This window comes from Deinococcus peraridilitoris DSM 19664, assembly GCF_000317835.1.
Taxonomy (GTDB): Bacteria; Deinococcota; Deinococci; order Deinococcales; family Deinococcaceae; genus Deinococcus_A; species Deinococcus_A peraridilitoris.
The window spans coordinates 2548713-2573747 of record NC_019793.1 but is presented as its reverse complement, the minus strand read 5'-3'; the positions used below and the strand labels follow the sequence as shown (position 1 = coordinate 2573747).

Annotated in this window: 23 protein-coding genes; 13 read left to right on the top strand and 10 right to left on the bottom strand. The window is 65.4% G+C overall.

Annotated elements, in window-relative coordinates; genetic code table 11:
- Nucleotides 1–17: 17 nt before the first annotated feature.
- Both DEIPE_RS12530 and DEIPE_RS12525 read right to left on the bottom strand, forming a co-directional pair.
- On the bottom strand, nt 18–866 hold the full coding sequence (locus tag DEIPE_RS12530) for a metallophosphoesterase (RefSeq protein WP_015236332.1): 849 nt from the start codon (nt 864–866) through the stop codon (nt 18–20).
- Nucleotides 863–1741: a metallophosphoesterase gene (locus tag DEIPE_RS12525; RefSeq protein WP_015236331.1), complete on the bottom strand. Its 879-nt coding sequence runs from the start codon at nt 1739–1741 to the stop codon at nt 863–865. The genes DEIPE_RS12530 and DEIPE_RS12525 overlap by 4 nt, the downstream gene beginning before the upstream one ends.
- Before the next feature lie 233 nt (nt 1742–1974).
- Here DEIPE_RS12525 and DEIPE_RS12520 point away from each other — a divergent pair, with 233 nt between their 5' ends.
- The 6 genes from DEIPE_RS12520 to DEIPE_RS12495 all read left to right on the top strand — a co-directional run bounded on the left by DEIPE_RS12520 (nt 1975) and on the right by DEIPE_RS12495 (nt 6850).
- Nucleotides 1975–2220, top strand: a complete 246-nt coding sequence (locus DEIPE_RS12520; protein WP_015236330.1) for a WGxxGxxG family protein — start codon at nt 1975–1977, stop codon at nt 2218–2220.
- Nucleotides 2221–2397: 177 nt separating this feature from the next.
- Complete coding sequence (locus tag DEIPE_RS12515; RefSeq protein WP_015236329.1) at nt 2398–2910, top strand: hypothetical protein; 513 nt, start codon at nt 2398–2400, stop codon at nt 2908–2910.
- 120 nt (nt 2911–3030) lie between these two features.
- Nucleotides 3031–4155, top strand: a complete 1125-nt coding sequence (locus DEIPE_RS12510; protein WP_015236328.1) for a substrate-binding domain-containing protein — start codon at nt 3031–3033, stop codon at nt 4153–4155.
- Nucleotides 4156–4165: 10 nt separating this feature from the next.
- Entirely contained in the window at nt 4166–4927 is a 762-nt protein-coding gene (modA, locus tag DEIPE_RS12505; RefSeq protein WP_015236327.1) for a molybdate ABC transporter substrate-binding protein, read from the top strand.
- Complete coding sequence (gene modB / locus DEIPE_RS12500; RefSeq protein ID WP_015236326.1) at nt 4928–5590, top strand: molybdate ABC transporter permease subunit; 663 nt, start codon at nt 4928–4930, stop codon at nt 5588–5590. It abuts the gene before it with no gap.
- Between the two features lie 360 nt (nt 5591–5950).
- On the top strand, nt 5951–6850 hold the full coding sequence (locus DEIPE_RS12495; protein ID WP_041230887.1) for a DMT family transporter: 900 nt from the start codon (nt 5951–5953) through the stop codon (nt 6848–6850).
- Nucleotides 6851–6897: 47 nt separating this feature from the next.
- On the opposite strand, the gene DEIPE_RS12490 is transcribed toward DEIPE_RS12495, so the two are convergent.
- The 5 genes from DEIPE_RS12490 to DEIPE_RS12470 are packed head-to-tail and all read right to left on the bottom strand — an operon-like array spanning nt 6898 to nt 11970.
- Entirely contained in the window at nt 6898–7917 is a 1020-nt protein-coding gene (locus DEIPE_RS12490) for a Gfo/Idh/MocA family protein (RefSeq protein ID WP_015236324.1), read from the bottom strand.
- The gene (locus DEIPE_RS12485; protein ID WP_015236323.1) at nt 7914–8891 is read right to left on the bottom strand and encodes a Gfo/Idh/MocA family protein; all 978 of its coding nucleotides are present in this window, start codon (nt 8889–8891) and stop codon (nt 7914–7916) included. Before DEIPE_RS12485 ends, DEIPE_RS12490 begins: the two co-directional genes overlap by 4 nt.
- Before the next feature lie 7 nt (nt 8892–8898).
- On the bottom strand, nt 8899–9732 hold the full coding sequence (locus DEIPE_RS12480) for a carbohydrate ABC transporter permease (RefSeq protein WP_015236322.1): 834 nt from the start codon (nt 9730–9732) through the stop codon (nt 8899–8901).
- A 16-nt stretch (nt 9733–9748) separates the two neighbouring features.
- Nucleotides 9749–10660 carry a carbohydrate ABC transporter permease gene (locus tag DEIPE_RS12475; protein ID WP_015236321.1) on the bottom strand — a complete coding sequence of 304 codons (912 nt, stop codon included), beginning with the start codon at nt 10658–10660 and terminating at the stop codon, nt 9749–9751.
- A 38-nt stretch (nt 10661–10698) separates the two neighbouring features.
- Nucleotides 10699–11970 carry an ABC transporter substrate-binding protein gene (locus DEIPE_RS12470; RefSeq protein WP_015236320.1) on the bottom strand — a complete coding sequence of 424 codons (1272 nt, stop codon included), beginning with the start codon at nt 11968–11970 and terminating at the stop codon, nt 10699–10701.
- A 522-nt stretch (nt 11971–12492) separates the two neighbouring features.
- Between DEIPE_RS12470 and DEIPE_RS12465 the strand changes: the two genes are divergently transcribed.
- The 3 genes from DEIPE_RS12465 (at nt 12493) to DEIPE_RS12455 (ending at nt 16072) form a co-directional block, all read left to right on the top strand.
- On the top strand, nt 12493–13440 hold the full coding sequence (locus tag DEIPE_RS12465; protein WP_015236319.1) for a MurR/RpiR family transcriptional regulator: 948 nt from the start codon (nt 12493–12495) through the stop codon (nt 13438–13440).
- A 67-nt stretch (nt 13441–13507) separates the two neighbouring features.
- On the top strand, nt 13508–14434 hold the full coding sequence (locus DEIPE_RS12460; protein ID WP_041231497.1) for an acetamidase/formamidase family protein: 927 nt from the start codon (nt 13508–13510) through the stop codon (nt 14432–14434).
- A 54-nt stretch (nt 14435–14488) separates the two neighbouring features.
- A complete protein-coding gene (locus DEIPE_RS12455; protein ID WP_015236317.1) occupies nt 14489–16072 on the top strand; it encodes an ABC transporter substrate-binding protein in 1584 nt (527 codons plus the stop codon).
- 43 nt (nt 16073–16115) lie between these two features.
- Here DEIPE_RS12455 and DEIPE_RS12450 read toward each other — a convergent pair whose 3' ends face one another.
- Entirely contained in the window at nt 16116–18104 is a 1989-nt protein-coding gene (locus tag DEIPE_RS12450) for a M14 family metallopeptidase (protein WP_245557535.1), read from the bottom strand.
- Between the two features lie 301 nt (nt 18105–18405).
- Here DEIPE_RS12450 and DEIPE_RS12445 point away from each other — a divergent pair, with 301 nt between their 5' ends.
- From DEIPE_RS12445 to DEIPE_RS12430, 4 genes are all read left to right on the top strand, one after another.
- Complete coding sequence (locus DEIPE_RS12445) at nt 18406–18651, top strand: hypothetical protein (protein ID WP_015236315.1); 246 nt, start codon at nt 18406–18408, stop codon at nt 18649–18651.
- A 49-nt stretch (nt 18652–18700) separates the two neighbouring features.
- A complete protein-coding gene (locus DEIPE_RS12440; protein WP_015236314.1) occupies nt 18701–20236 on the top strand; it encodes an amidohydrolase in 1536 nt (511 codons plus the stop codon).
- A 51-nt stretch (nt 20237–20287) separates the two neighbouring features.
- Complete coding sequence (locus tag DEIPE_RS12435; RefSeq protein ID WP_083865805.1) at nt 20288–20821, top strand: ATP-dependent Clp protease proteolytic subunit; 534 nt, start codon at nt 20288–20290, stop codon at nt 20819–20821.
- 68 nt (nt 20822–20889) lie between these two features.
- Complete coding sequence (locus DEIPE_RS12430) at nt 20890–21273, top strand: hypothetical protein (protein ID WP_015236312.1); 384 nt, start codon at nt 20890–20892, stop codon at nt 21271–21273.
- 289 nt (nt 21274–21562) lie between these two features.
- Here DEIPE_RS12430 and DEIPE_RS12425 read toward each other — a convergent pair whose 3' ends face one another.
- Nucleotides 21563–21997, bottom strand: coding sequence for a hypothetical protein (locus tag DEIPE_RS12425; RefSeq protein ID WP_015236311.1), 435 nt, complete (start codon nt 21995–21997; stop codon nt 21563–21565).
- A gap of 2 nt (nt 21998–21999) precedes the next feature.
- Entirely contained in the window at nt 22000–25029 is a 3030-nt protein-coding gene (locus tag DEIPE_RS12420) for an eCIS core domain-containing protein (protein ID WP_245557534.1), read from the bottom strand.
- Nucleotides 25030–25035 lie beyond the last annotated feature (6 nt).

Genomic DNA, 25035 nt, shown 5'->3' with positions numbered 1-25035 from the left:
TGCTGGCAGGCTTTGCCTCAGCCCGGATCGAGGTCCAGCACGACCAGTTCGGCAGGGCACAGGAAACGCAGCGGCAGAAAGGTGACCCCCAGGCCCCGCGACACGTAGGCCTGCCTGGGCTGTTGCACCCAGCCACCCACGAATTGCTGACCGTAGGCTGATCCCGTATGCAGTGGTCCGTACAGCGGCACGACGATCTGCCCGCCGTGCGTATGACCGCACAGCGTCAACCCGACTTCGCCTGGCACCTCGGGCAACAGGTCCGGATTGTGGCTGAGCAGGATCACGCTGCCCTCCTGACGCCCCGCAAGTGCCTTCGTGAGGTCCGGCGTGCCGAACCACAAGTCGTTCACCCCGGCGAGATACAGGTCCGGGCGCAATTGAACGCCTTCATTGGCCAGCACCTGCAGGCCGGCCCTGGCGAGTTCGCGCGCGAAGTCGTCCATGCGTGAAGTACCAACCTCTCCTGCCGGGCGGTGCGCGTCACGAGGCAGCGCGGCGGTAGTGCTGGTCCAGTCGTGGTTGCCCCACACCGCGTACACGCCCAGTGGCGCGCGCAGCCGGGAGAGTTCTCGCAGCAGGTCCCGGCGGCGGCTGTCCCCGGCTTCGGTGTCCAGAAAATCGCCGGTGATCACGATCAGGTCGGGCTTGGCGTGCAGGGTGGCATCTACCCAGGCGCGCACCGACCGGTGCCGGATAAAACGGCCGTAATGCAGATCACTGAGATGGACGAGCCGCAACGGTGCGCGCAGACGCGACAGCCTCCGGCGGTGACGCGTCACGCGAAAGTGGTAGACGTTCCAAGCGCTGTGCACGAGGAACAGACCGGTCACGGCGAGCAGCGTCTGGAGCAGGCGCCGAATCATTCCTGGGTACGCTCGCCGGGCGGGCTGAGGTCCAGCAACACCAGTTCGGCGGGACAGTTGAGACGCACCGGTACACCGGTCACGCCCAGGCCACGCGAAACGAAGCCCAGCGCCTCACCGTCCGGAGTCACGCTGGGCGTTCCCTCCGCGGGCGAGGTGATGATTTCAGTGCCACGCACCCAGCCCTGCATGATGGTGCTGAGCGTCATGCGCTTCTTGAGGGGACCCAGCAATGGCAGACGCACCTGCCCGCCGTGGGTGTGCCCGCTGAGGGTCAGCCCGACCCGTTCGGGAACATGCGGCAGGTAGTCAGGGTTGTGCGCCAGCAGCATCACTGCGCCGTCTTCGTGTCCCTCCAGGGCCTTGTCGAGGTCCTGCATGCCAAACCACCAGTCGTCCACCCCGGCCAGGTAGAGGTCGTCCCGGACCTGCAGCCCGGCGTTGTTGATGAGGCGCACCCCGTGAACGCGCAGCAGTTCCGCGAAGCGGATGCGGGTGCGGTTGGTGTTCAAACTGGTCCAGTCGTGGTTACCCCACACCGCGTACACACCCAGCGGCGCGCGCAGGCGGCCAAGTTCGGCCATCAGCCGGGGATGGCTGCGCACGTTGAAACCGCTGTCCAGAAAATCGCCGGTGATCACGATCAGGTCGGGCTTGGCGTGCAGGGTGGCGTCTACCCAGCGCCTGATGGTCCCGAGGCCCACGAAAAGACCGTAGTGCAGATCGCTCAGGTGCGCGACGCGCAGCGGTCGCTTCAGTCCGGGCAGCGAGAGCGAGTGACGCACGGTCACGAAGCGGTAAGTGTTGAGCACGCTCACGAAGCCGAAGGTAAGCAGGCTCCATCCGGCAGTGGAAAAGACGCGGCGCAGGGACATGGCATCTATTATTGGCTGCTCTTATGGCGGTACGCCCTGTCCAAACGGCAAGACTTGCCCGGGAGCGCCGACCATGCAGAATTCAGGCAGCACGATGACGTACGGTCTGTGGAGCACCTCGGGAAGACCGAAGACAAAATGATGGTTTCACAAAACGTTCTTGAGCCGGTTCTCAAAAGTATCCCCGCTTACACGCGCAAGATCAGGACAACAGCATTCACCCTGGAGGTAAGATGATGTCGAAACGCACCGTAAAAACCCTGCTGGCCCTTACCCTCGCAATCGCGCCCATGACGGCACTGGCCCAGACGGACACTGGAACCGGCACCACGGGAACCACCGGAACGACCACCATGGATAACCGCGACGACCGGGGCTTCCCCTGGGGTCTGCTGGGCCTGCTGGGTCTGGCCGGCCTGATGCCCAAAAAGCGCGAGACGGTCGTCGTCGATGACCGCAGTGGCACCGCCACCCGCTGAGGGCGGCCTGAAAACCGCGCTCTGAAACGGCAGGATGTCCGGCTCACTGGCCGGACATCCTGCCGTGCGCTTGACTCTGTCCCTCTGCCGCGCAACCAGGCACGCTGAAGCCAGACGGGCCAGGGGCAGCGACTTCTCGGAGCTGATACGCTCCTGCTGCACACGAAAGGACCGGTCATGACGGTAGTCTCTACCCTGAAGGACGCCTTGACGCAAGGCGCACGCGTGGCAGCCCGCCACGCCAGCGAAACTGGCAGGCCCGGCAAGTTGGGTGTCGAGGCTGCGCGTGATCACCTCAAGGGCAAGCAAGACCCCTTGCAGGAAGCCTGGGCACAGAACACCCGGGAGTTGCAGGTACTTCATGCACCTGGGCCAGTGGTCGCGTTCACCACCCGGGATCACCTCGACGGGCCGGCAGGAGAGGTTGACTGGATCGTCCCCGTTGTGCCGGGGAAAGCTGGTGGAGTGCCGTCCATGGTCTTGCCGCTCGTGATCCTGGGTGCTGCAGGAGGAGGGGTGCTGTTATGGCGCAGTGCCAAAGTACGCGCCTGGGTACAGCGCCTGCGAACACGACTGAGGAGCCGCTCCAATCCGCAGACAGGACATGACCCTTCGCCCGAGGCTGGTCAGGAACGGTCTTCGGGCATGGTCGTGATCACCTCCGAGGAACGTCCGGACCACCGCGCCTGAGTGCAAACCGGAGAGCTTTTACTCGACGGGCGCTCTTGGTAATCGTCCTGGCGCGTGTCTCCGGTACACGGGTTCGTCGCGTCTGCTTGACGTTTTGTCAGGCGGGAACTACGCTCGGGCATGGCTCCGTCAGCCGCCCTGCAAGTTCACCTGCAGCAATACCGCGAACGTGCCCATCTCAGCCGTGTCGAGCTTGCGCAGCGTGCAGGCCTGTCCCGACAGGCCATCCACGCCATCGAGACGGGTGCCACAATTCCCAGCACCCTGGCAGCCTTGCAACTGGCGCGCGCCCTGGGGGTGGCAGTCGAGCAACTCTTCACCCTGCCCAACTCCACCTTGCAGGCCAGATGGCTGGGTGAAACGCCACCAGAGCCTTCCGCGCGCGTACAACTGGCTCAGGTCGGCGAACAATGGCTGGCCATCGCCCTGCACGGCGAAACCGGACTGCGTCTCCCGGCAGACGGCGTGACCGTCAGCGTACAGGGAGAGCGGGTGCAGGTCACGCCACTGCAGGAACCGGGCGACCTGCGACGCACCGCGCTCATCGTGGGGTGCGATCCTTCGCTCGCCTTGCTGGGGCCGCACGCCGCACGCCTCGGTGTGGGGGCCCGCACACTGTGGCGCGACCTGCCCAGCCTGGACGCGCTGCGCGCACTCGCCCGCGGAGAAGCCCACGCCGCCGGCATTCACCTGTGGGACCCGTCCACCAGCGAATCCAACCGCCCCTTCGTGAAGCGTGAGCTGACAGGACGCCCGACGCATCTCTTCACGCTCTGGGAATGGGAGCAGGGCCTGCTGGTCGCGCGGGGCAATCCAAAACGGATCACCACGCCTGCCGATCTGGCGCGGCCCGGCCTTATCCTGGCCAACCGCCAAGTGGGCGCGGGCAGCCGCATCCTGCTCGACGCCTGGCTGGAGGCGGCCGGACTGACGCCCGCCGACCGCGCCGCGCTTCGCGGGTATGACGTGTGTTCCTCGTCGCACCTGGCGCTCGCGCGCAGCGTCGCGCGGGGCGAAGCCGACGCGGGGCCGGGACCGCGCGCCGCCGCGAACGCCCTGGGTCTCGACTTCATTCCGGTTCAGCGCGAACGCTTCGATCTGGTCGTGCCAGACGAGCACCTGCCCCACCCCGGCATCCGGGCCCTGCTCGCGGCGGTCACCCAGCCGGCTTTTCACGCCGAACTTGCCGCCCTGGGCGGCTACAATCCTGTGCGCGCCGGTGAGGTCTGGCGCACCACGGCCTGAAGGAGCAAGCATGCGCACCGTCATACCCTCTGTCCTTCTCGCCCTGACCATCGGCAGCGCGCACGCCGAGACCGCGCGCGTCGCCGCAGCGTCCGACCTCAAGTTCGTGCTCGACGAACTCGCCGCGCAGTACCGCGCAGCTTTTCCGAAAGCCGACCCGCTGCTGATCTCCTACGGCAGCAGCGGCAACTTCTACGCGCAGATTCAGAATGGCGCGCCCTTCACGCTGTACCTCAGTGCGGACAGCAGCTATCCGGCCAAGCTCGAACAGGCGGGCCTCACCGTGCGCGGCACCCGACGTGACTACGCCATCGGTCGCCTGGTGATCTGGGTCCCGAAGAACAGCCCGCTCGACGTCGCCAGGCTCGGTCCGCGGGCGCTGAGCGACCCGCGCGTACGCAAAGTCGCCATCGCCAATCCCGAACACGCGCCCTACGGCGCGGCGGCGCTGACGTTGCTCGACCACCACAGAATCGGCAAAGCCCTGAAAGGCAAATTCGTGGTGGGCGAAAACATCGCCCAGGCCGCCCAATACGCCTCCACGGCCGCCGACGCGGGCATCCTGGCGCTCAGCATCGTCAAGGCACCGGCTTTCGAGGCGCTGGGTGGCACCTACTGGCTGGCACCGCTCTCGCATCACCTGCGGCTGCGCCAGCAGATGGTCATCGTGCGGGATGGCCAGAACACCCGGCAGTTCTGGGGTTTTCTGCTCAGCCCGGCCGCGCGGGAGCTGTTCAGGAAGTACGGCTTCGTGCTTCCCCGGGAGCAGTGAGTGGACCCACCACTGCGTGAAGCGCTGCTGCTGACCCTCAACCTGGCCGTCGTCACGAGCGCCCTGCTGCTGGTGCTCGGCTACCCGTTCGCACTGTGGCTGACCCGCACGCAGGGCTGGCTCAGTACGCTGCTGCGCGCCGTCATCAATCTGCCGCTGGTACTGCCCCCGACCGTGCTGGGGTATTACCTGCTGGTCAGCATGGGCCGTGAGGGCTTTGTCACCCAGCTGACCGGCGTGCAGTTGGCCTTCAGCTACCCGGGACTGCTGATCGGGTCGCTGCTGTACAGCCTGCCTTTTGCCGTCGGTCCGTACGTCAGCGCCATCGAGGGCCTCGACAAAAAGTACGAGGAGGCCGCTCGAGCACTGGCGCTCGGCACCCTGCAGCGACTGCGCTTCGTCGTTTTGCCGCTTACCCTGTCCGGTGTCGTGACCGGAACGGCCATGAGCTTTGCCCACACCCTGGGAGAGTTCGGCGTGGTGCTGCTGGTGGGCGGCAATATTCCGGGCGAGACCCGCACTGCCGCCATCTACCTGTTCGACCTCGTCCAGGCCCTGGAATACGAGCGGGCGGGACAACTGGCGTTCGGGTTGCTGGTGACGTCCACCCTGCTCTTGATCGCGATTCAGTTTCTCGCCAAACGCCTTGCCGTTCGGACGTGAAGAACGACGGCACCAAAAAGACGGGCATCAAAAAGCGGAGCCTACCGCTCCGCTCAAACCTTGGTCGCAGGTCGCTGGAGTCGCACCAGCCTACGCTCGTTCCTGCTCGCACGTCCGTTGTTGCCGAGGTGGACGCCTCCCCCGAAAGGATCGTTTCGTGCCCGCTGAGGGCCAGGAGCGCCTCACTTCGAGCAAAAAAAGCATAAGGCAGTCGCGCCAGGCGTCCGTGAGCAGGACCCTGAGCAGGGCTTGAGCTTTTGCTCCTGGGAGACACAACCAGACCGAGTGCGGGTTACCGGGCAGCTTGACGCGGGCGCGGTGCATACTCTGGAAGGCATACTCTGGAAGAAAGCTATTGCCATGAGCCATCCGCTGACCCTGTCCACTGCCCTGCTGCTTGTCGTGCCGCCCCTGCTATGGGCCAGCAACGCCATTGTCGGACGGCTGGTGATCGATCTGGTTCCGCCGATCACGCTCAACTTCCTGCGCTGGACGATTGCGCTGTTCATCCTGCTGCCCTTTGCCTCGTCGATCTATCGCCGGGGCAGCGGCCTGCTCACCCACTGGCGACGCTACGCGGTGCTCGGCCTGCTCGGGGTCGGCATGTACAACGCGCTGCAGTATCTGGCACTGCGGACGTCCAGCCCGATCAACGTCACACTGGTCGCCGCCAGCATGCCAGTCTGGATGCTTGGAGTCGGCTCGATGTTCTTCGGGGTGCACGTGACGCTCAGGCAGGTCATCGGCGCGGTCCTGTCGATTCTGGGCGTGCTGTTCGTGCTTTCCCGTGGAGACTGGGAAGGGCTGCTGGCGCTGCGCCTGGTGCCGGGGGACCTGTTCATGCTGCTGGCGACCGTCGCGTGGTCGGTGTACAGCTGGCTGCTCACGCGCGGGCAGGACGAGGCGGCCATCCGCGCGACCTGGGCCACCTTTCTGTTGGCCCAGGTCAGCTTCGGGGTAGTGTGGTCGGGCGTCTTCGCGGCCGGCGAGTGGGCATGGAGCGACGTGCAGATCACCTGGAACGCGCCGCTCGCCCTGGCCCTGCTGTACGTCGCGACCTTTCCCTCGCTGGTGGCTTTTCGCGCCTGGGGCATCGGCGTGCAGCGGGTCGGTCCGAACGTCGCAGCCTTCTTCAACAACCTCACGCCGCTGTTCGCCGCCCTGATGTCCCTGGCCGTGCTGGGCGAGCGAGCGCACCTTTACCATGTCACCGCGTTCGCGTTGATCGTCGGGGGAATCGCCGTGTCAGCACGGCGCTGAGCGCGTCGCCGAACCACGGGGTTGTTGGGCGGGGCCCTTTCGGGATATCAGCGCGAGTTTCCTGCAACAATTCCAGGGCCTGCCGAGTCGAGCCGGACCGGTTGCCCTAGCTGGCTTGATTCGTAAGCGGCCAGGGCGACGCGCAACGCCTGGTAGCCGTCGTACCACGACACCGCCGGCTCAGCTCCACGCTCCAGCGCCTGCAGAAAGGAATGCAGCATGGCTTCGTTGGGATCGGCGCCAAAACCGCGCCACTCTGGTGAACGCGCCGCACCGGAGGCATAGACCGTCAGGTATTGCGCGAAGGTGTCAACCACCAGCAAGCCATGCTCGGCCACGATGTCGAGCTTCAGATGCCCCCAGCGCGGGTAATCGGCAGGGCGGCTCCAGCTGCAGTCGATGCTGGCCTGCACGCCGTTTCCCAGCGTGATGAGCAGCAGCCCGGCCGTATCGACCGCCGACGAGGGAGAACGCTGCACCTGCGCGTACACCTCGACCACTTCGCTTTTCAGGACCCAGCGCAGCAGATCCACCAGATGCACCACGTGGTCCATCACGGCCCCGCCTCCGGCAAGAAGGGGATCGGCGAACCAGGCGCGGTGAGCGGCGGGGTTCTCGCTGTGGTTGACCCCATTCACGCCCAGAATCTCGCCCAGTTCCCCGGACTGAACGGCGTGCCGCAGTTCCAGGCTGGCCGAATCGAAGCGCATCGGAAAGGCGGTCATGAACAGCACCCCCCGGGAGTCGCAGGCGCGTTTCATCGCCAGGGCGTCCTCGAGGGTGGTGGCAATCGGCTTTTCGCACAGCACCGGCGTGCCCGCCGCAGCCGCCTGCTCGACCAGCACGCGGTGCAGCGAGGTTTCCGAGCAGACGATGGCGCCGTTCAGGCCTTCGCCCAGCAGGACGTGGGCGCTGGGGTAATGCTTCAGGCCGGTGCGCGTTTCGTCATCCCTGGCCTGCGGCCCGTCCTCGCTGAAACCCACGACCTCTACGCCCGGCATCGCGCGCAGCAGCGCCAGGTACCCCTCGGCGTGAACATGGCTGAACCCCAGAAAACCGATTCTCATGCGCTGTCCCCCAGGCTGACGGCCCGCCCCGTCCGGCTTGACTCCCGGGCCGCCAGCGCGGCCCGCAGCGAACGGAGCACTTCCTGCGGAGTGACATCAAAGGGCAATCCGTGTTCCAGCGCCGTTTTGAAGTGCTGAAGTTGCGTGGTGTACGGATCCTGCCCGGGCGCGTGATCGGGCAGGGCCACGTCGCTCACGGCGCGCCCGCGGGCCGCCTGATACCGGCGTACCGGCGCCGGCGCGTCCGAGCTCCATTCGATCAGGCCGTGTTCGCCGGAGATGTCCAGCGCCGTACGAAACAGCCCGTCAGGGTAAGCCCAGCCGCCTTCGATCAGGCTGGCCGCACCCGTGGCGTGCGTCAGGACCACCTGCGCGTACTGGCGTGCTCCGGTCTGGTTGAGACGCGCATACACGCGCTGCGCGTCTCCGGCCAGCCACAGGGCGTAGTCGATGTCGTGCAGCATCAGGTCGAGCAGCATTCCGCCCGAGCGCGCCTCGTCGGCGTACCATGACGCGCCACCGTGCGGGGGATAAGACACCCGCCTGAGCCGCACCACGTTGAGGGGGCCCAGCTCACCTCGCTGCACCGTCTGCCAGGCTTGTCGGTACTGCGGAAAGAAGCGCACGACCATCGCGACGAACAGGCGCACCCCGGCGTCTTCGCAGGCCTTCACCATCGCCTCGCCATCCTCGACGCTGAGCGCCAGAGGTTTCTCGCACACGACGTGGCAGCCTGCCCGGGCGGCCTGCTCGACCAGCTGGCGGTGCAGAAAGGTCGGCAGGCACACATCCACCACGTCCGCGTCACCCAGCAGACCCTCCAGCGTCGCGTGGACGGCGCCCCCGTAAGGTGCGGCGATTTCCCGGGCGCGTTCCAGGTTCCGGTCGTGCAGGCAGACCTGAGCACCCTGCGCAGACCAGCTGCGCAGGTGCACCTGACCCATGGCGCCCGCGCCTACGATGCCGACGCGCATGTCTTTCTCATTTGATGGCTCCTTCGGTGAGTCCGCGCACCAGCTGCCGGGAAAACAGCACGTACAGCACGACGGCCGGCACGATCGCGATGGACAGGGCGGCCAGCACGGCGTTGTAGTCGTTCACGAACTGCCCCAGAAAGACGCTGGCGCCCAGCACGATGGTCTTGGTGCTTTCTCCCGGCGCGAGAATCAGCGGAAACCACAGGTCGTTCCACACGGGAATGAGTGAGATCGCCATCACTGCGCCCAACGCGGGGCGGATCAAGGGCAGGATCAGCGAGAACACCCGGTATTCGCTGGCCCCGTCGAGCCTTGCCGCTTCTTTCAGGTCGCGCGGCAGCTGGCGCATAAAGGACGTCAGCACGAACACCGCCAGCGGCAGGCCTTGCGCGGTGTACACCAGGATCAGCGCCCACAGGGTATTGACGAGATGCAGCTCGACCGCCAGGTTGAGAATGCCCACCGTGCCCAGCCGGATCGGCACCATGATGCCCAGTGCGAGGTAGAGCCCCAGAAAGGTGTTGAGCCGGAAGCGGTATTCCGAGAGAGCGAAGGCCGCCATCGCGCCGCTGATCAGAATCAGGCCGAGGCTCGTGACCGTCACGATCACGCTGTTCAGCACGTAACGACCGAAATTGGCTCCCTCGGCGAGGGTTCGGTAGCCTTCCAGCGTGAAGGTTTCCGGCGTCGGCAGGGCAAAAGGCGCCCCGAAGATCGTGAGCTGATTCTTGAAGGAATTCATGATCAGCAGCACAATCGGAAACAGCGCCAGCGCGCAGTACAGCAGCAAAAACGCATGGCTCGCCAGCTGGGACACCCACAACCGGCGTCTCAGCATGAAGTCCTCGGGCGGCTCAAAACTGCACTTCCTGAATCCGGCGCTGCCAGCCGATCAGGTACGCCAGCACCCCGATCAGGATCACCAGCAGCATCACGCCTGCGACGGCCGCGCCCATGAACGGGTCACCGGGCTGCAGCTGAAAGCCGAAAAAGGTGCGGTAAAAAAAGGTGCCCAGAATGTCGCTGGCAAAATTCGGTCCGGCCAGCGCGCCCTGCGTGGCGTAAATCAGATCGAAGGCGTTGAAGTTGCCGACAAAGGTCAGCACCGAGACGATGCCCAGGGTGGGCAGGATCAGCGGCAGCTGAATCTGCCAGAAAATCCGCCAGGCGCTCGCACCGTCCACGCGCGCCGCTTCGTAGAACTCCTCGGGAATGCGCAGCAGCGCCGCGAGAAACAGCATCATCGGAATGCCGATGTTCTGCCACACCGAGATCAGGGCGAGGGTGATCAGCGAGGTGGACTCGAGCCCCAGCCACGGCTGGAACAGGCTTTCCAGGCCGACGCTGCCCAGCAGGCTGGGCGCCACGCCCCACGCGGGATTCAGGATCAGCTTCCAGGCGAAGCCGACGATCACCACCGACAGCACGGTCGGCACGAAAATCACCGTGCGGTAGATCGCCGTACCAATGAGACGGCGGGTGAGCAGCACGGCCAGCAGCAGACCGATCGGGTTTTGCGCGACCATGTGAACCGCGAAGAAGATGACGTTGTTCTTGAGGGCGTTCCAGAAGGTTCCGGCGAATTCCGGCGCCGTGAAGAGCCGCACGTAGTTCGCCAGGCCCACAAAGACCGTGTCACCCGCCGCGCTTTTGTTGTTCAGCGACAGCCAGAGCGAGTTCAGCAGCGGGTAGATCATGAACAGCGTGTAGATGGCGAGGGCGGGCAGCAGAAACACGACGATGTGCACCGGAAAGCGTTTGCGCATGGTGAGTCAGGAAGGAGGAGCTTTGCTCCTCCTTCTCTTTACTTGCCTTTCTGCGGAGCGTACCAGGAAGCGAGGTTCTTCTGCACGAAGTCACCGGCCTGCTGCGGAGTCATCTTGCCGTTCAGCACCTGTGCGGTCGCGTTCCACAGATCGTTTTCGTTGTTGGGGTTGGCGTTGCGTGACAGCAGCTGGTACGACGAGCGGAAGGTCTTGTCGCACGTCTTGCGCCAGTCGAGGAACTCCTGGGCGACGGGGTCGTTGACTTTGTACGCGACGTTGGCCAGCGGATAAAAGCCTGGCAGGGCGTTGGCGTAGAGTCTGGCGAACTCGGGCCCCGCCATCCACTCCAGAAAGACCTTGGCGGCGTCCTTGTTCTTGCTGGCCGCGTTCAGGCCGAACCCGATGTCGGGATGGTCGCTGATGACGCACTTCTGCCCGGCTGCGAAGGTGTAGGCCGGAAAGGCCCCCAGGTCCAGCTTGGGGTTCATGCCGCGGAAGGTCGCAATGTCCCACGAACCGGCCGGGTAAACTGCCGCGCGGCCCTGCGCGAAGAGGTTCTGCACGTCCGGGTAGGCCAGCGCCTGGTAGCCTTGCGGCAGGTAGGGACGCCAGCGCTCCAGCGCCTGAAAGGCCTGCAGAAAGCCTCCCTTGTTGTACTGCGCGCTTCCCTTGAGCAGCCCGGTGCGGCCCTGTTCACCCTTCCACAAAGTCGGCCCGATGTTCTGGTAGCCCATTGTCGCCGCTTCCCACTGGTCCTTGCTGCCCATGGCAATCGGCGCGTACTTCTTGTTGGCCTTGACCTTTTCCATGGCAGCCAGGAATTCCTTTTCGGTCTTGGGTTCGCTCAGGCCGAGTTCCTTGAAGACCGCCTTGTTGTACAGAAAGCCGTGGATGACCGCCGCCGTGGGCACGCAGAAGGTCGTCTTGCCGTCGTCGGTGCTCCAGGCGGCTTTGGCGACCGTACTGAAGTTCCGAAGACCCTTGAGGTCATTCAGAGCGACCAGGTGCTTGGCGTTGTATAGCCCCAGGCTGGCGTCGAACGGTCGGCAGGCGATGATGTCTCCGGCCGTGCCGCCCTTGAGCTTGGTCTCCACGACCGCGTTGTATTCTGCCGGGGCGCTGGGCGTGAACACCACGTCGATGTTCGGGTGATCCTTTTCGAAGGCCGGGAGAATGGTGTCACGCCAGATCTTGAGATCGTCGTTGCGCCAGCTTTCGATGCGCAGCTCGGTTTTCTGGGCCGCTCCCTGTCCCAGGGCCATCAGGCAGAGAATCATGACGCTCGCGGTGATGCGGGGTGCTCGTTTCATCTCGACTCCTCTTTTACTTGCTGCGCATTTCTTCGCGCTCGGGCGACCGGTGCTTTCCTGCGGTCTGCGTAAGGCGGGAGATCATCAGGGCGTGCCGAGGTGCCTTCGGCTGGTGGATAGCGTGACTGTGGGGACGCGGCTGAAGTCGCCCCTGGCCCACCCCCGCCGCCATTTCTGCAAAGACTGCGTGCGAGAGGCAGAGCCGCGAACTCCCCAAGGGGCTGAAGCTCGTAGATCAGCTGAAGCACCTGGCCGTGGATCGTTATCCCCTCCTCCAATCCATCGTTTTTTCCGAGAAATGACTTGTGGGTCAAGCGTAAGCGGCGCGGGTATGGGTGTCAACCGCACCCGTGCCCGGTACCGGGCACCCTCCAGACTCTGGCCTCAAGGCTCCGCTGTCCAAATACGCTGCGTGCAGGCGGTCATTCTCAGCGAAACCCGGCTTCTCGTCGCCAGCCATTCAGCGTGAATTGATCTATTCAAGATCTTCATCTATGATTTGGTTTATTCAACAGGAGGCGGATGCCGAACACCCTCACCGACCGCCAAAGCCTCACGGCGCTGCTTCACGCGCAGCTCCCCACGCTTTCCGGAGCCCAGCGTCAGCTGGCGCTGTACCTGCTTCATCACGCCGAGCAGGTTCCGTTCATGACCACCACCGAGCTCGCCCGCGCTGCTGGCACCAGCCAGTCGACGGTCACGCGTTTTGCACTGCGCCTGGGCTTCGAGAGCTACGCGAGCCTGATCAAGGTCCTCAGCGCGGTCGTGCTTCACGAAATTCGCAGCAGCGCCCCCGCAGAGCGCTTTCAGCAGACGGCCAAAACCACCCGCTTCTCGGACCTGCTCGAACAGGAGCGCGCGAACCTGCAGGGTCTGATCGGGGTCCTGGACTCGGCGGACTTCAAACGCAGCGTTCAGCACCTCGCCCGCGCCGAGCGCATCGTCGTCGCCGGTTTTGCGGCGGCCGCCTCAATTGCCGAGCACGCCAGTCTTTATTTGGCCCGGCTGCAAGCCAACACCCGCTGCGTCACCTGCCTTGACGCCGGCCTGCTGACCCAGCTGGTGCATTGGACCGAGCGCGACTGCGCGCTGCTCTTCGTGGCTCCGCGCCCGACCAACGACGCGCAATTGTTCTTGCAACTGCTTCGTCGGCAGGGAACGCGGGTCATCCTGGTTGCCGACCCTTCGAGCCTGATGGCCTGGGCCCCGGTCGAGGAACGGCTGATCGTGCCCGTCACGCTGGGCCCGACGACCGCCATTCCGGCAGCCATGCTGACGCTGGCCAGCATGATCGTCGACGGGGTGGCCCTCGAACACCCGGAACGAACCGTCGAAACCCTGCAGGCCTTTGAGGACGTGTCGGCCGCAGCAAAGTTGTTTCTCAAGGACACCACACGAGGAGAGGCGTACTGGGAAGAACAGATGAAAACCTTTGGCAACGCCGACTTTCCGCCGGCAGGGACGCCATGAGCCCGCCTTGGCCGATGGACATCGATCCCACGCACCTGATCGGCTACGAAAGGATGTGAATCAAAAAGTGACTTCGCCAGGATGCACCATTCACGATCACCATCACGGCTGGGACCGCTCGCTGCCGCCCGCGCTGGTCGTCATGCCGGGCGAAACGGTCGAGTTCGAGGTGCTCGACGCGAGTGGCGGTCAGCTCGGCGCGCAGGCCACTCTCGACGACCTGCGCGCGCTGGACTTCGGCCTGGTCAATCCCGTCACCGGCCCGGTTTTCGTGGAAGGGGCCGAACCAGGGGACGCGCTGATCGTGGAGATTCTGGAGTTCGCGCCCTCCGGGGTGGGCTGGACTGCCAACATTCCCGGCTTCGGGCTGCTGGCCGACGAATTTCACGATCCTTACCTGAAGGTCTGGTCGTATTCGGGCGACTTCGCCGAGTTTCTGCCGGGCATCCGCGTGCCGGTCCGTCCCTTTCCCGGCACCATCGGCAACGCCCCCGCCGAGGCGGGCCAGCACTCGGTGGTGCCACCCCGGCGTGTGGGGGGCAACATGGACATTCGCGACCTCACCGCCGGGACGCGCCTGTACCTGCCCGTCGAGGTGCCGGGGGCGCTCTTCAGCGTGGGCGACACCCACGCCGCTCAGGGCGACGGTGAGGTGTGCGGCACGGCGATCGAGTCGGCCATGCGTGTCACCCTGCGCTTCGGGGTGCAAAAGCAGGCCAACTTCCAGGCACCTCGTTTCAGCACGCCCGGTCCGGTCACGCGGCACATCGACGCCGGCGGGTATGACGTGACGACCGGCATCGGCCCGGACCTTTTTGAAGCTTCGCGCGACGCCGTACGCAGCATGATCGACCATCTGGGACGCGAGTACCAGCTCGATCCCTACGACGCCTACCTGCTGTGCAGCGTCGCGGCGGATTTGCGCATCAGCGAGATCGTCGACGCGCCCAACTGGCTGGTGAGCTTTTACCTGCCCAGAGCCATTTTTCAGTGATCCCGCCTCTGCCTTCGCCCTTTTCACCCCCCTTCCCACCAGCCAGGAGAACCCATGCGTAGATTTGCCCTTGCACTGACCGTCATGCTGATCGGAACCGCCCAGGCCCAGGGGGCCGCAACCCTCGTCTACGGGGCCGGCGGTGAGCCTGTGACCCTCGAGTCGGGCAACGTGAACGACACCAACTCGGTGATCGTACAGAACCAGATTTACGACACCCTGACCAGGATGAAACCCGGCACGGTCGAGCTGGCGCCCGGCCTGGCGAGCAGCTGGAAAGCCAACAAAGCGCTGACCGAGTGGACCTTCGTGCTGCGTCAGGGCGTGAAGTTTCACGACGGAACCGCGTTCAACGCGGACGCGGTGATCTTCAACGTGAACCGCTGGTGGGACCCCGGTGACACTTACGGCTACCGCGCACAGGGCAAAGCCTGGGAATCCTGGAAGCTGATTCTCGGAGAAGCCAAAGGAAGCGGAAGCCTGCTGAGTGCCGTGCGCAAGGACAGCGACTCACAGGTGACCTTCGTGCTGAGCCGCCCGGTCGCGGACTTTCCGGCCATGATCAGCACGAACTTTTTCGGCTTTGCCAGCCCGACCGCCGTGAAGAAAGCCGGGGAAAAGTACGGCACCCCCGGCGTGGGCGCGGTTGGTACCGGACCTTACATCTTCGAGTCCTGGACCTCAGGTTCACAGCTGACCCTCAAGGCCAACCCCAGTTACTGGGGAAGTAAACCCAAGACCAGCACCCTGGTGTTCCGCTTTATCAAGGACCCCAGTGCGCGCCTCAACGAGCTCAAGGCCGGGACCGTCGATTTCACCTGCGACCTGACCCCGGACGCCCTTGGCGCCATTCGCAACGACAGCAACCTGTCGGTGGTGCTGCGGCCCTCCTTCAACGTCGGCTTTCTCAGCCTGAACAGCAAGCATCCCATCCTGAAAAACCAGAAGGTTCGTCAGGCCATGGCCCTGGCACTCAACAGAAAGGAAATGGTCAGCGCCTTCTGGGGTGAGCTGGGCGAATCGGACAACAGCTTTATTCCGCCCGCGCTGGGCTGGGCCAACAGCAAGGTAGTGCCCGCGCAACCCCGCTTCGATCCGCAGGCGGCCAAGAAGCTGCTGGCCGAAGCGGGATACCCCAACGGCTTCACGCTCGATTTGTGGTACATGCCCGTCTCGCGGCCCTACTTCCCCACCCCGAAACCCACCGCCGAGGCCATCGCGGCGGACCTCAGCGCCATCGGCATCAAGGCCAACCTCAAGACCGAGGACTGGGCCGCCTACCTGGCCGACCGCAACAAGGATCCGGGCTTTGACATGTACATGATCGGCTGGTCCGGGCAGTTCGGCAGCCCCAACAACTTCTACGGCCCGTTTTACGGTGAAGGTGGCACGGCAGACTCGAAGTTCGATTCCGCAGAAATTCAGCAGCTGCTGCTCAAGGCCACCGGGAGCGCCTCACGGGCCGAGCAGACGCGGGCCTACGCCAAGGTCCACGAACTCACCCACGAAGCGGCCGTGCGGATTCCCATCGTGCACAGCCGCCCGCTGTGCGCCACCCGCACCTACCTCAAAGGCTGGGTTCCCGGACCCAGCAACAGCGAGGCCTTCAACACCATCACCGTAACCGGCAAGAAATAACAAGCCGGATCTGAAAGGGAGGCCCCATCGTGGGGCCTCCCTTTCAGGTCAGGTGCGCCATGCAGGCCTGCCCGACGAGCACCTGGGCGCGCACGCAGCGCTCGAATGCCGCGCCGTACACCGTCTCGTCCGGCACCTCGGTGATGACCATCAAGGGCGCGAGCAGGTCGTCGCGGGCCTGAAAGAGAAAAGGCCAACTGCCGCGCAGCTCGTAATGCGGCGTCAGCACGTGCGCGCCGGACCAGCGCAGCGCCCGTTGCGTGTGCGCCGACAGTTCCTCGTCGCTGCTCAGGGCATGGGCAATCAGGGCGGCCAGCGCCTCGGCATTCTCGCGCTGCCCACTTTGGTAACGAATGATCGTGACGATTCCGGCCGGCAGAGCCCAGGATTCAAAGCCGCGCGGAGCGTAACCGCTGAACGGGCGCGTCCATTCGTGCGAAGGATAGCCGTGCAGGCTGAGGTGCACGGCCAGCTGTTGCCGGTGCGCCGCCCAGACCCGCGCGCGCGCTTCCCAGCGCGCCTCGCCGCGCAGGACCCGGGCTTCCAGATCGTCGCCCAGCGAGGTGTAGCGCGCGGCGTGGTGCATGAACTGCGGGTCTCGTCGGGTCAGCGCCAGGTGCAGCGCGGCCCCGTCCGGGTTCTCCAGCGGAATGGCGACAAAGCTTAGATCCGGAACCTGCGCCAGCATGGGAATCAGCTTCAGGGCGGCGTGCGGACCGCTGGCCTCGTTGGCATGCTGACCGGCCGTCACCAGCAGGCCAATCGGTCGGCCCGTGCGCCCCAGCGCCGGAACCGGACGCCCGTCGTAGCTGTAGGCAGGAACAGTCCACTCCAGGCGATGCTCGTCGGCCAGCGCGCGGGCCGAGGCGACGAGCCGGCGGGGCGACACCGGCGCAGACGGGAGCGGCGCTGGGTCGCCTCCGATGTCGGCCTGAGATGGCTGGGCCCTCCGGGTTGGCTGTTGAGGTTGCGAAGGCCCGGCAAACGCCGTGAGGGTCACCCGCGCCCAGCCCGCCTGGGCCGGACGGGAACGCACCACCGGAACGATGCGACCGGGCTGCAGCTCACGGGCGTCGAGTTCATGCCCTGCCCGCAGCTTGAGGGCCTCGAGGGTTCCGAAGTAGACTTCCTCGCCCAGCGCCTCGAGCATGCTGGAGCGTTCGTGGTCCAGCCCGAGCGGGTCATCGGCTTCGGACAGCGCGAAGGTCACGCTGAGCGTCCGAAAAGCGGGCTGGCCGGGCGCGAAGTCAGCTCGCCGCAGCACTTCGGGCAACACCGCCTTGGTATACCAGTCCCAGGCGCGCTCCGCATCGGTCAGCAGGCGCACGTCGAGCAGCTCACGCTCCTGGGCACTGACCTGCAGGCGCCCGGTCGGGGCCAGCACGGTCGCGCCCCCGGGAGCGGTGCGCGGCGCGAGCGGAAGTGCGCAGCTTCCCTGCCAGACTTCCTGCCCCTGTGCCAGCAGCACGACCCGGCAGTGCTGTGCTGGCCGTGAATCCGCCCGGGCCTCGAAGCGCAGTCCGTGCTGTTCGAGCAGGCCGGAGAGCGGGTAGGTTTCCTGCAGGAAGCGCCCAGGCGGTTCGGGGGCCAGGACGGGATAGCTCAGCTGCAAGGAGTCTGCATTCAACTCAAGGGCCCGGGGCAGAACCTCCTCGGCGATCCAGTGAAAGGCGGGCTTGTAGGCGCTGCGAACACGCACCTCTGCGGGGGGCAGACCGCGTGCGTCCAGAAGGCCGCGAACGGCGAGTTCGAGCTCGCGCCGGACCGATCGGGATTCCGAGACAAAGGCCGTGACGGTCAGCGGGGTTTCGGCACCGAACTCGGCGCGCCTCAGCTGCGCCAGCAGCTCGTCGCCTTCCCACGGAAACGTCGACGTCCAGGTGGTCGTGCTGCCCACGCTTGCGTCCTGCAGATGAGGCGACCGGCCGTGCCCACGCGGTGGCCGCTCGACCCGCAGCGCAGACGAAGCGGCCCACAGCCGCAGCCACGGGTCCTGAGCCGCGTCGAGCGGCAGCAAGGGAGGAAGGGGCACACCACAAGCATAGGGTGAATTTCCTGTCGGAGGACAGTGCGGTCCCCACCCTCGGGCGGGCGCGACGGCCTTGAGTAATGGATGAGCTGTCCTGCGTCCGGCACGCTTCTCCGCTTTCGATGTGCAGTTCCTGCCACTTCGATCGGGATTTCAAGGTGCATAATTTGACAGCTGGCGTATACTACGCTAAACTAGTTTTATCAGCGTCCGGAAAGGACGCTTTTTTCGTTTTGGTTCCCCAGGGCCCGTCTTCCCAGGCGTCACGCGAAGGTGGGAGGCTTTGTGCGATAGTGCGTGCAGAATGAACAGCATTGCCCTGCTGGCCACGCTTTCGGGCCCGGCCTCCAACTTCGGCGTGCAAAAACACAAAATGCCGTTTTGGGCGCTGGGGGTGGACCTTCGCCCGGTTGAAGGCGCCGATACCGCCGAGCGGTCGAGTTCGGCGCCTGAGAAACATCGCTACGCCAGCAGGACCATCATCCACGTGGGCGAAAGCCTGTGCCCCGGCGTTGCCGCGAAGCTCGACGTGGTGCTTGCCAAGCCCTGAACGAATTCTGCCCGGCGGTAGCCGCCGGGCGCGTATCCCGAGGTAGCTCATGACCAATGCAGCCGAGAACCAGGCCCCTCCTCTTCAGCTGATCCTCGCCGACGTTCGCACGCTCGACCCCGCCCGCCCGCGCGCCGAAGGCGTGCTGGTGGCCGCCGGGCGGGTACTCAAGGCGGGCACGCGTGAGGAGTTGCTCGCCCTGGCGCCGCGCGCCGAGGTGCTCGATCACCGCGGCTCGCTCCTGACGCCGGGCCTCACCGACGCGCACGTTCACCTGGTGGGCTACGGCTTTTCGCTGGGCAACGTGAACCTCGCGGGCGCGCGCAGCGTGGCCGAAGTGCAGGCGCGCGTGCGGTCACGCGTTCAGGACGTACCGGAGGGCAGCTGGGTGCAGGGCAACGGCTTCACCCTTTCCGAGCTGGGCCTGCACGACTATCCCAGCGCCGCCGAGCTCGACGAGGTGTCACCGCGTCACCCGGTGCTGCTCTTTTCGCGTGATCTGCACTCGGCCTGGGCCAACTCGCTGGCCCTGCGCCTGGCCGGGGTGAGCGAGGACACGCCCGACCCCGAGGGCGGACGGATTGTGCGTCCGCTCGGCACGCTGCTGGAGTACGCCAAGGAGCTGGTGACCCGCGCGATTCCCGCGCCGACCCCGACGGATTACCAGGTGGCGGCGAAGCGGGCCGTACAGGATTTCCGGGCACGGGGTTTCACGAGCGTGCACACCATGGGCTATGAACCCCCGGAAGCCTTACAGGCCGTGGCCCAACTGGCGGCGCAGGGAGAACTCCCCCTGCGGGTGTGGGCCTGCGTGGACCAGTCACGCCTGGAGGACTTTCAGCGCGCCGGCATGCGGGGCGGCCTGGGACGCGGTTCGCGCGTGGAAATCGGCGGCCTGAAGTTCTTCGCGGACGGCGCGCTGGGCAGCCGTACGGCCTGGCTCACTCCACCCGGTTTCGCCGACGGCAGCGGCGAGGGCATGGCGCTGCATTCTCCTGAACTGATCCGCGAACGCGGACGGGCGGGCCTGGAGCTCGGCCTGACCCCGGTCACCCACGCGATTGGCGACCGGGCGAACACGGAGGTGCTGGACGCCTACGCCGACCTCGCGGCCCTCGCCCGCCAGCAGGGCGTGCGGCTGCGCATCGAGCACGCCCAGCACCTGCGCCCGCAGGACATCGCGCGTTTCGGCGAATTGGGCGTGACGGCGAGCGTGCAGCCCATTCACCTGCTGGGCGACGGTGCGGCAATTCGCGAGCTGCTGCCGCACCTGGAAGCGACCAGCTACGCTTTTCGCCAGCTGCTCGACACGGGCGCGCTGCTGGCCTTCGGCTCGGACGCGCCCGTCGCGCCGCCCGACGTGGGGGCCAACTTCCGCGCGGCCCTCACCCGCACCGACGACACTGGCACGGACTTGGCGCCGCAGGAGACCCTCAGCGAGGACGAGGTGCTCTTCGCGTACACACGGGGCGGCGCCCTGGCCGCAGGCTGGGAAGACTACGGCGTGGTGAGGCCGGGCAGCTGGGCCGACTTTACGCTGTGGGACCGGTTGGGCGGCGAGGCGCGGGCGCTCACCCTGTCCTGACGCTGCCTTGTCCTGCCTGCCTCCAGGGCCGCCGCCTCGGTACACTGAGACATGAGGGGGCCCTGGAGAATGCCCGGCGAAGGTCACGCCCGCAGCGTCGTGCTGAGCGGACCGCTGGACCATTTCTGCGCCAGCGACGCCGCGGCGCACCTGCTGGCCCTTGACCTCGATGACCCGATCAGCCCCATCGAGGTGCTGGTCGGCACACCGGTCGGGAGCGTGCGCGCGGCGCTGGCACTGGGGGACGTCCTGTGCGAGATCAGTGCCCCCACCCTGACCGTGGGCCTGGGGTCCCTGGGCCTCCCGGGCGCGCTCGTGCTGGTCACGGGGCGCCGTCGCCGGGCGCTGGAGCACTGCCAGATCGATCTGTTTTTTACCTCGGGCAGCTCATGGTGTGACGCGTCCACGCCCGTGACGGTGCAGGCCAACGAAGCGGTGTTGCTGCGCGAAAGCGTCCTGCTCACCCTGCTCAAGCGCACGCGGCTGAGTCAGGCGGAGCTCTTCCGTCGGCTCCGGGTACCGCAGCCCATGAGCGCGCAGGAAGCGTGGTCCTCCGGTCTGATCGATGAAGTGCAGCGTCGCTGAGGGGCCAGGGCCGCCCGTAGACCGGGCGGGTCCAAATTTCCGCGCCTTCCCCGCTAAGCTGAAGTCCTATGGCGAAGATCACCGTATTGATAGGAACGCTGCTCACCGTGCTGGGCATCGTGAGTTACGCCCTGACCGCGGGAGCGAGCTTTACCGCCCTTATCCCGGCCGTCCTGGGAGCGTTGTTCGTCGTGCTGGGTCTGATCGGGGGTCGCTCGGACACCGCGCGGCGTCACGCGATGCACGCTGCCGCCGCCCTGGCCCTGCTGGGCGTGCTGGGGTCCCTGCGGGTACTGCCCGCGCTGGGCGCACTGCTGTCGGGCCGCACGGTCGAGCGACCGGTGGCCGTGTTCGCGCAGGGCCTGACGCTGGTGCTGTGCGCGTTGCTGCTGGCCCTGGCCGTACGTTCGTTCATCGCGGCACGGCGAGCGCGGCGCCTGGCAGAGGCGTAACGGGCCATCCTGGAGGCAGCACAGTGTCCCACAGGTGCTTTGGGCGCTGCCTGCTCGTATGCCTTGATCCCAAGTGGCGTTGACGCCCGAGCGAAGAAGTGGGCGCCGACTCGGCAACGAGATTGCGCAATGAAGCAGCACCTGAGTGGTGTTCGCAGGTTCTCCGAAGTGCACGCCAGTTCGTACTTACACTGCCTTCGGCGACGCGCCGTCGTCCGTTTCACATGGCTGCCCAGTCGCGGCAGGTGTGGTGAAGGCTTCGAGCGTCCTTCCAAACATGGACGGGCGGTCAGCCCAGGCAGGGATCAGGGAGATGCTCGCCAGCTTCCTCACCCCCGCTATACGAAAAGGTACCGTCGAAATTGGTCAGGTATGACGAGACAATTTTGGGTTCGCCGTCAATCACGCGAATGCGGATCAGCTCGAATCGGTGCGCTGACCCATGGTCAATGGAGCCCAGCACGGCCTGAGTGACGCCCGTGTCATCCTCGACCATGCAATAAAGTGGACGTTTCTGCTTGGCCGAGAGCAGCACGTGGAAGGCCTGGAACCGCTCATCATTCATATTCCTGGGGCGGGAAATGTCGGAATACACGCCATGCGCGAAGAATCGCTCTTCGAATTTCTCCGCAGCCTGGAGGAAGTGCTCATCGCTCCGCTCAGTGTGCGCCATCATCCACAGGTCGTACTCGGCGTCAAGGTAGCCCTGCACGAAAGTTCGCATGTTCATATCCTGAGCCACCGATCAAAACCAGCGTTCTGACCCGGCATGCGGTGCGGCTTACCACCGCTGTCCTTACCGTGCCCCGTGTATTCAACGTCCTCCACTGCCTTCAGCACGGGTGTCAGTTCACCGGCCAGACGGCGGGCGATCCGGTGACGCATCTGGGTGAGGCGTCCGGGGTCGGTAATCCCGGTAAGTGAAGCCACTGCGGACTCGATGGAGGCGAAGAGCCTGTGCTCCTCGACCACGCCCCAATCCACGCGAATGTACAAGTTGAACCGGCTGATCTGGTATTGACCGACCCAGGCAGCGATGCGATGTTCGATTCCCCCCATGACGCGCTTGTTGTAATGATCACTGGTGGCCAGCAGGTTCAGAGATTTCTTGTACCCTGAACCACCGAACCAGTTGGCGATGATGTGCGCGCTGTTCTGTCCGGCGTTGACGACCTTGTTGGCAGGGTTCTGCGTCACCCCGCGACCCAACGTGGTGAGGTCCAGATCGAACCCGGCAGCATTCCGGATATGCCCGCTCCGACCGATCGTTGTCTCGAACTTCTTGCCCGCACGGGTCCTGAAGGTCATGCGAATGCCTTTGGCGTCCAATTCAAACTCCGGATCAATCGGGTAGAACATGGTGTGCTCAGCTTTCGTCGTGGCGCTCGGGTTGATCTCGACGTAGACAGAGCTTCTGAACTCGTCCAGCTCATCGAGCCGGATGGTTTTGAGCTTGAAGTTCTTCTTGATGCCCTCCAGCCGTGACAGCAGCGCCGGTTTGTCGGTCGAATACGTCTTCAGTGCACTTGCGGCAGCTTGACTGGCCATAGTGACGGACTCCTGCTTCTGCGCAAGAGACCGCTGATCTCCCTTGGACTCATCGGCTGTTCGGACGCTGGCCGGCTTCCGACCGATCAGCCCTTTGAGCCGGACCACCACCTTGTCCAGAACGGCGTCAAGCTTGCCCCGGACCTTCTGAATCACGGCCTTGACCTTGGTGCCGATGTTGCCCAATCCCAGTACCTTGCCCAGGAACCCCAACGCCACCGGAATACTGCGGGCCAGGCTGGCTTCGACACCGCTCACTGCCGCGCTGATATTGCCTGCGGCAATTGCCCCGACGCTCTGGACGGCGCTCGTGACGACGCCCATGATCTGCCTGCCCTGCTCGATCAGGAACTGTACGCTGTGAAAGGCCCCGATCAGGGCGGTCGCGAAGCCCCCTCCGGGAATCAGCATGGTGGCAACTTTGGTGATGCCCGCCATCACGACACTTTTGGTGACTTCGCTTTTCAGGCGCCTGACGATTTCTCCACCCATGCTGCCCTGGTTGGCTTTGATCTCATCCGCGCGGTGCAGACCGCCCCTCAGCGACTTGAACGTATCCAGCGTGCCTTCTGCCGCCTGCACCTGCGCTTCACCGTTTCTGCCCAGGCTGCGCACCAGGCGGCCACGAAGCGCCTGATAGGTCAGACCCATCACGCTGAGCGCGGTCATCAGTACGCCTGATAAATCCAGCTTGGCCGGAAAGGTGATGCCGCTGGCCCCGGAAAGCCACTGCCCCAGACCATTCTGAAGGTGCCGGGAAGCGTTGCGCGCGAAATTGCCGAAGCCGTCCTTCAGAGCGCTGAGCAGGTGACCCGCAAACTTGACGGGGTTTCTCAGGACCTGCAGGATCAAGTCGCCATCCTGTTGCAAGCGCGCGATCACCTGCTGCCCGACCGGCCCCAGCCCTGCGGCAAGGGCAGCCAGGCCGATCTCCGCGATCTTCCGGGTACTGCCGACGATCAGAGATCTGAGGCCAGCGATCCGGCGGGTCAATGTACCTTTCGCGGCGGCCAGGTCTGCCCGTCCGATTGCCGCGGTCACCTCACTCCAGGCGCCGCCCAGATTCAGTCTGCCCAGCTCGGCCCCAAACCACGCCCAGGCCTTCGGGATGGCGCCGGTCTCCTTGAGTGCCCGCAGCACATCCTTGAGGGGCCCGGGCACCCAGAGGGCCAGGGCGTCGAGAATCACGTCCGGATTGCCATTCATGGCTTTTCCCGTGACAAGGTCCCGGCCGAGGGCAAGGCTGAGCTCGCGGTAACCGGGGATGGCGCTCAGGGCAGACGCGACGCCCTCTTTTGCCTTGTCGGCTGCCCACGACAGGGGATTGCCGAAGCGCTGCACCGTGTGCCCTGATGGCTGCAGGTCATGCAGAGGCTTCAAGGCCACCCTTTGTGCTGCGCCATCCTGAACGCGCGCTAGCGCTGCTTTGGGGCTGTACACGCCGGGAGCGTGTGGGTTCGAGGGCAACAGCGTGTGGACACTTGGCATCACGCGGGCCAGCTTCGCGCCCATGCGGCGCGCTTCGGCTTCCAGCCCGGCGTCCGGGTCCACACCAGGGCCGACACGTCCCTGACGTTGCTGGACAGTGTGGGTGACTTCGTGCGCCAGCAATTCCAGGCCGCCTGGCGTGTTCGGGTTGTAGGTGCCCGCACGGAAAAAAATATCACTGCCGGTCGTGAACGCCACGGCATGGACACTTTTGGCAAGGATGTCCGCTTCGCTGTCGGCGTGAATGCGAACGGCGCTGAGGTCGTAATTGAGTTCCTGTGCCAGATGCCGCTGGACCGCTTCGGGAAGTGGATTTCCGGCGCCGCGGCGGGCCTGAATGCGCTGCAGCACCGGTTGTGCCGCTGCCGCCTCCAGCTGCTCGAGCTGACGCTGCACGGCGTGGTCCTGAAGTGCCCACACGTCCTGGGCCTGCTGCTCCTGTTCGCGCTGCAGTGCCACGTCCATGGCGCGCTGCAGGCTGGGCTGCTCACCCACTGGAATCAGACCCAGGGCCACCCGCACGACCGGCTTGGACAAGGCGTGCCGTTGCAGGGCAACCAGGTGCGCCGCGTACGTGTCGTAGCGTTCAGTCGAGGGCCCCCGGTCCGCCCGGAAAGCCTGCACCAAACGGTGCGCCACCTGCCGTTGCAGCGAGGCGAGCTGTTGGGACTGCTGGTAATTCATCCACTTGCCTTCGGCCTGCTGTGCCTGTGCGCGCATTACGGC

Coding starts and splice junctions, on each gene's coding strand:
- DEIPE_RS12430 (WP_015236312.1), top strand. CDS start 20,890: ATGGCGAAGATCACCGTATTGATAGGAACGCTGCTCACCGTGCTGGGC.
- DEIPE_RS12445 (WP_015236315.1), top strand. CDS start 18,406: ATGAACAGCATTGCCCTGCTGGCCACGCTTTCGGGCCCGGCCTCCAAC.
- DEIPE_RS12440 (WP_015236314.1), top strand. CDS start 18,701: ATGACCAATGCAGCCGAGAACCAGGCCCCTCCTCTTCAGCTGATCCTC.
- modA (WP_015236327.1), top strand. CDS start 4,166: ATGCGCACCGTCATACCCTCTGTCCTTCTCGCCCTGACCATCGGCAGC.
- DEIPE_RS12485 (WP_015236323.1), bottom strand. CDS start 8,891: ATGCGCGTCGGCATCGTAGGCGCGGGCGCCATGGGTCAGGTGCACCTG.
- DEIPE_RS12525 (WP_015236331.1), bottom strand. CDS start 1,741: ATGTCCCTGCGCCGCGTCTTTTCCACTGCCGGATGGAGCCTGCTTACC.
- DEIPE_RS12490 (WP_015236324.1), bottom strand. CDS start 7,917: ATGAGAATCGGTTTTCTGGGGTTCAGCCATGTTCACGCCGAGGGGTAC.
- DEIPE_RS12435 (WP_083865805.1), top strand. CDS start 20,288: ATGAGGGGGCCCTGGAGAATGCCCGGCGAAGGTCACGCCCGCAGCGTC.
- DEIPE_RS12470 (WP_015236320.1), bottom strand. CDS start 11,970: ATGAAACGAGCACCCCGCATCACCGCGAGCGTCATGATTCTCTGCCTG.
- DEIPE_RS12420 (WP_245557534.1), bottom strand. CDS start 25,029: ATGCGCGCACAGGCACAGCAGGCCGAAGGCAAGTGGATGAATTACCAG.
- DEIPE_RS12480 (WP_015236322.1), bottom strand. CDS start 9,732: ATGCTGAGACGCCGGTTGTGGGTGTCCCAGCTGGCGAGCCATGCGTTT.
- DEIPE_RS12510 (WP_015236328.1), top strand. CDS start 3,031: ATGGCTCCGTCAGCCGCCCTGCAAGTTCACCTGCAGCAATACCGCGAA.
- DEIPE_RS12465 (WP_015236319.1), top strand. CDS start 12,493: ATGCCGAACACCCTCACCGACCGCCAAAGCCTCACGGCGCTGCTTCAC.
- DEIPE_RS12455 (WP_015236317.1), top strand. CDS start 14,489: ATGCGTAGATTTGCCCTTGCACTGACCGTCATGCTGATCGGAACCGCC.
- DEIPE_RS12495 (WP_041230887.1), top strand. CDS start 5,951: ATGAGCCATCCGCTGACCCTGTCCACTGCCCTGCTGCTTGTCGTGCCG.
- DEIPE_RS12515 (WP_015236329.1), top strand. CDS start 2,398: ATGACGGTAGTCTCTACCCTGAAGGACGCCTTGACGCAAGGCGCACGC.
- DEIPE_RS12425 (WP_015236311.1), bottom strand. CDS start 21,997: ATGCGAACTTTCGTGCAGGGCTACCTTGACGCCGAGTACGACCTGTGG.
- DEIPE_RS12530 (WP_015236332.1), bottom strand. CDS start 866: ATGATTCGGCGCCTGCTCCAGACGCTGCTCGCCGTGACCGGTCTGTTC.
- DEIPE_RS12475 (WP_015236321.1), bottom strand. CDS start 10,660: ATGCGCAAACGCTTTCCGGTGCACATCGTCGTGTTTCTGCTGCCCGCC.
- DEIPE_RS12520 (WP_015236330.1), top strand. CDS start 1,975: ATGATGTCGAAACGCACCGTAAAAACCCTGCTGGCCCTTACCCTCGCA.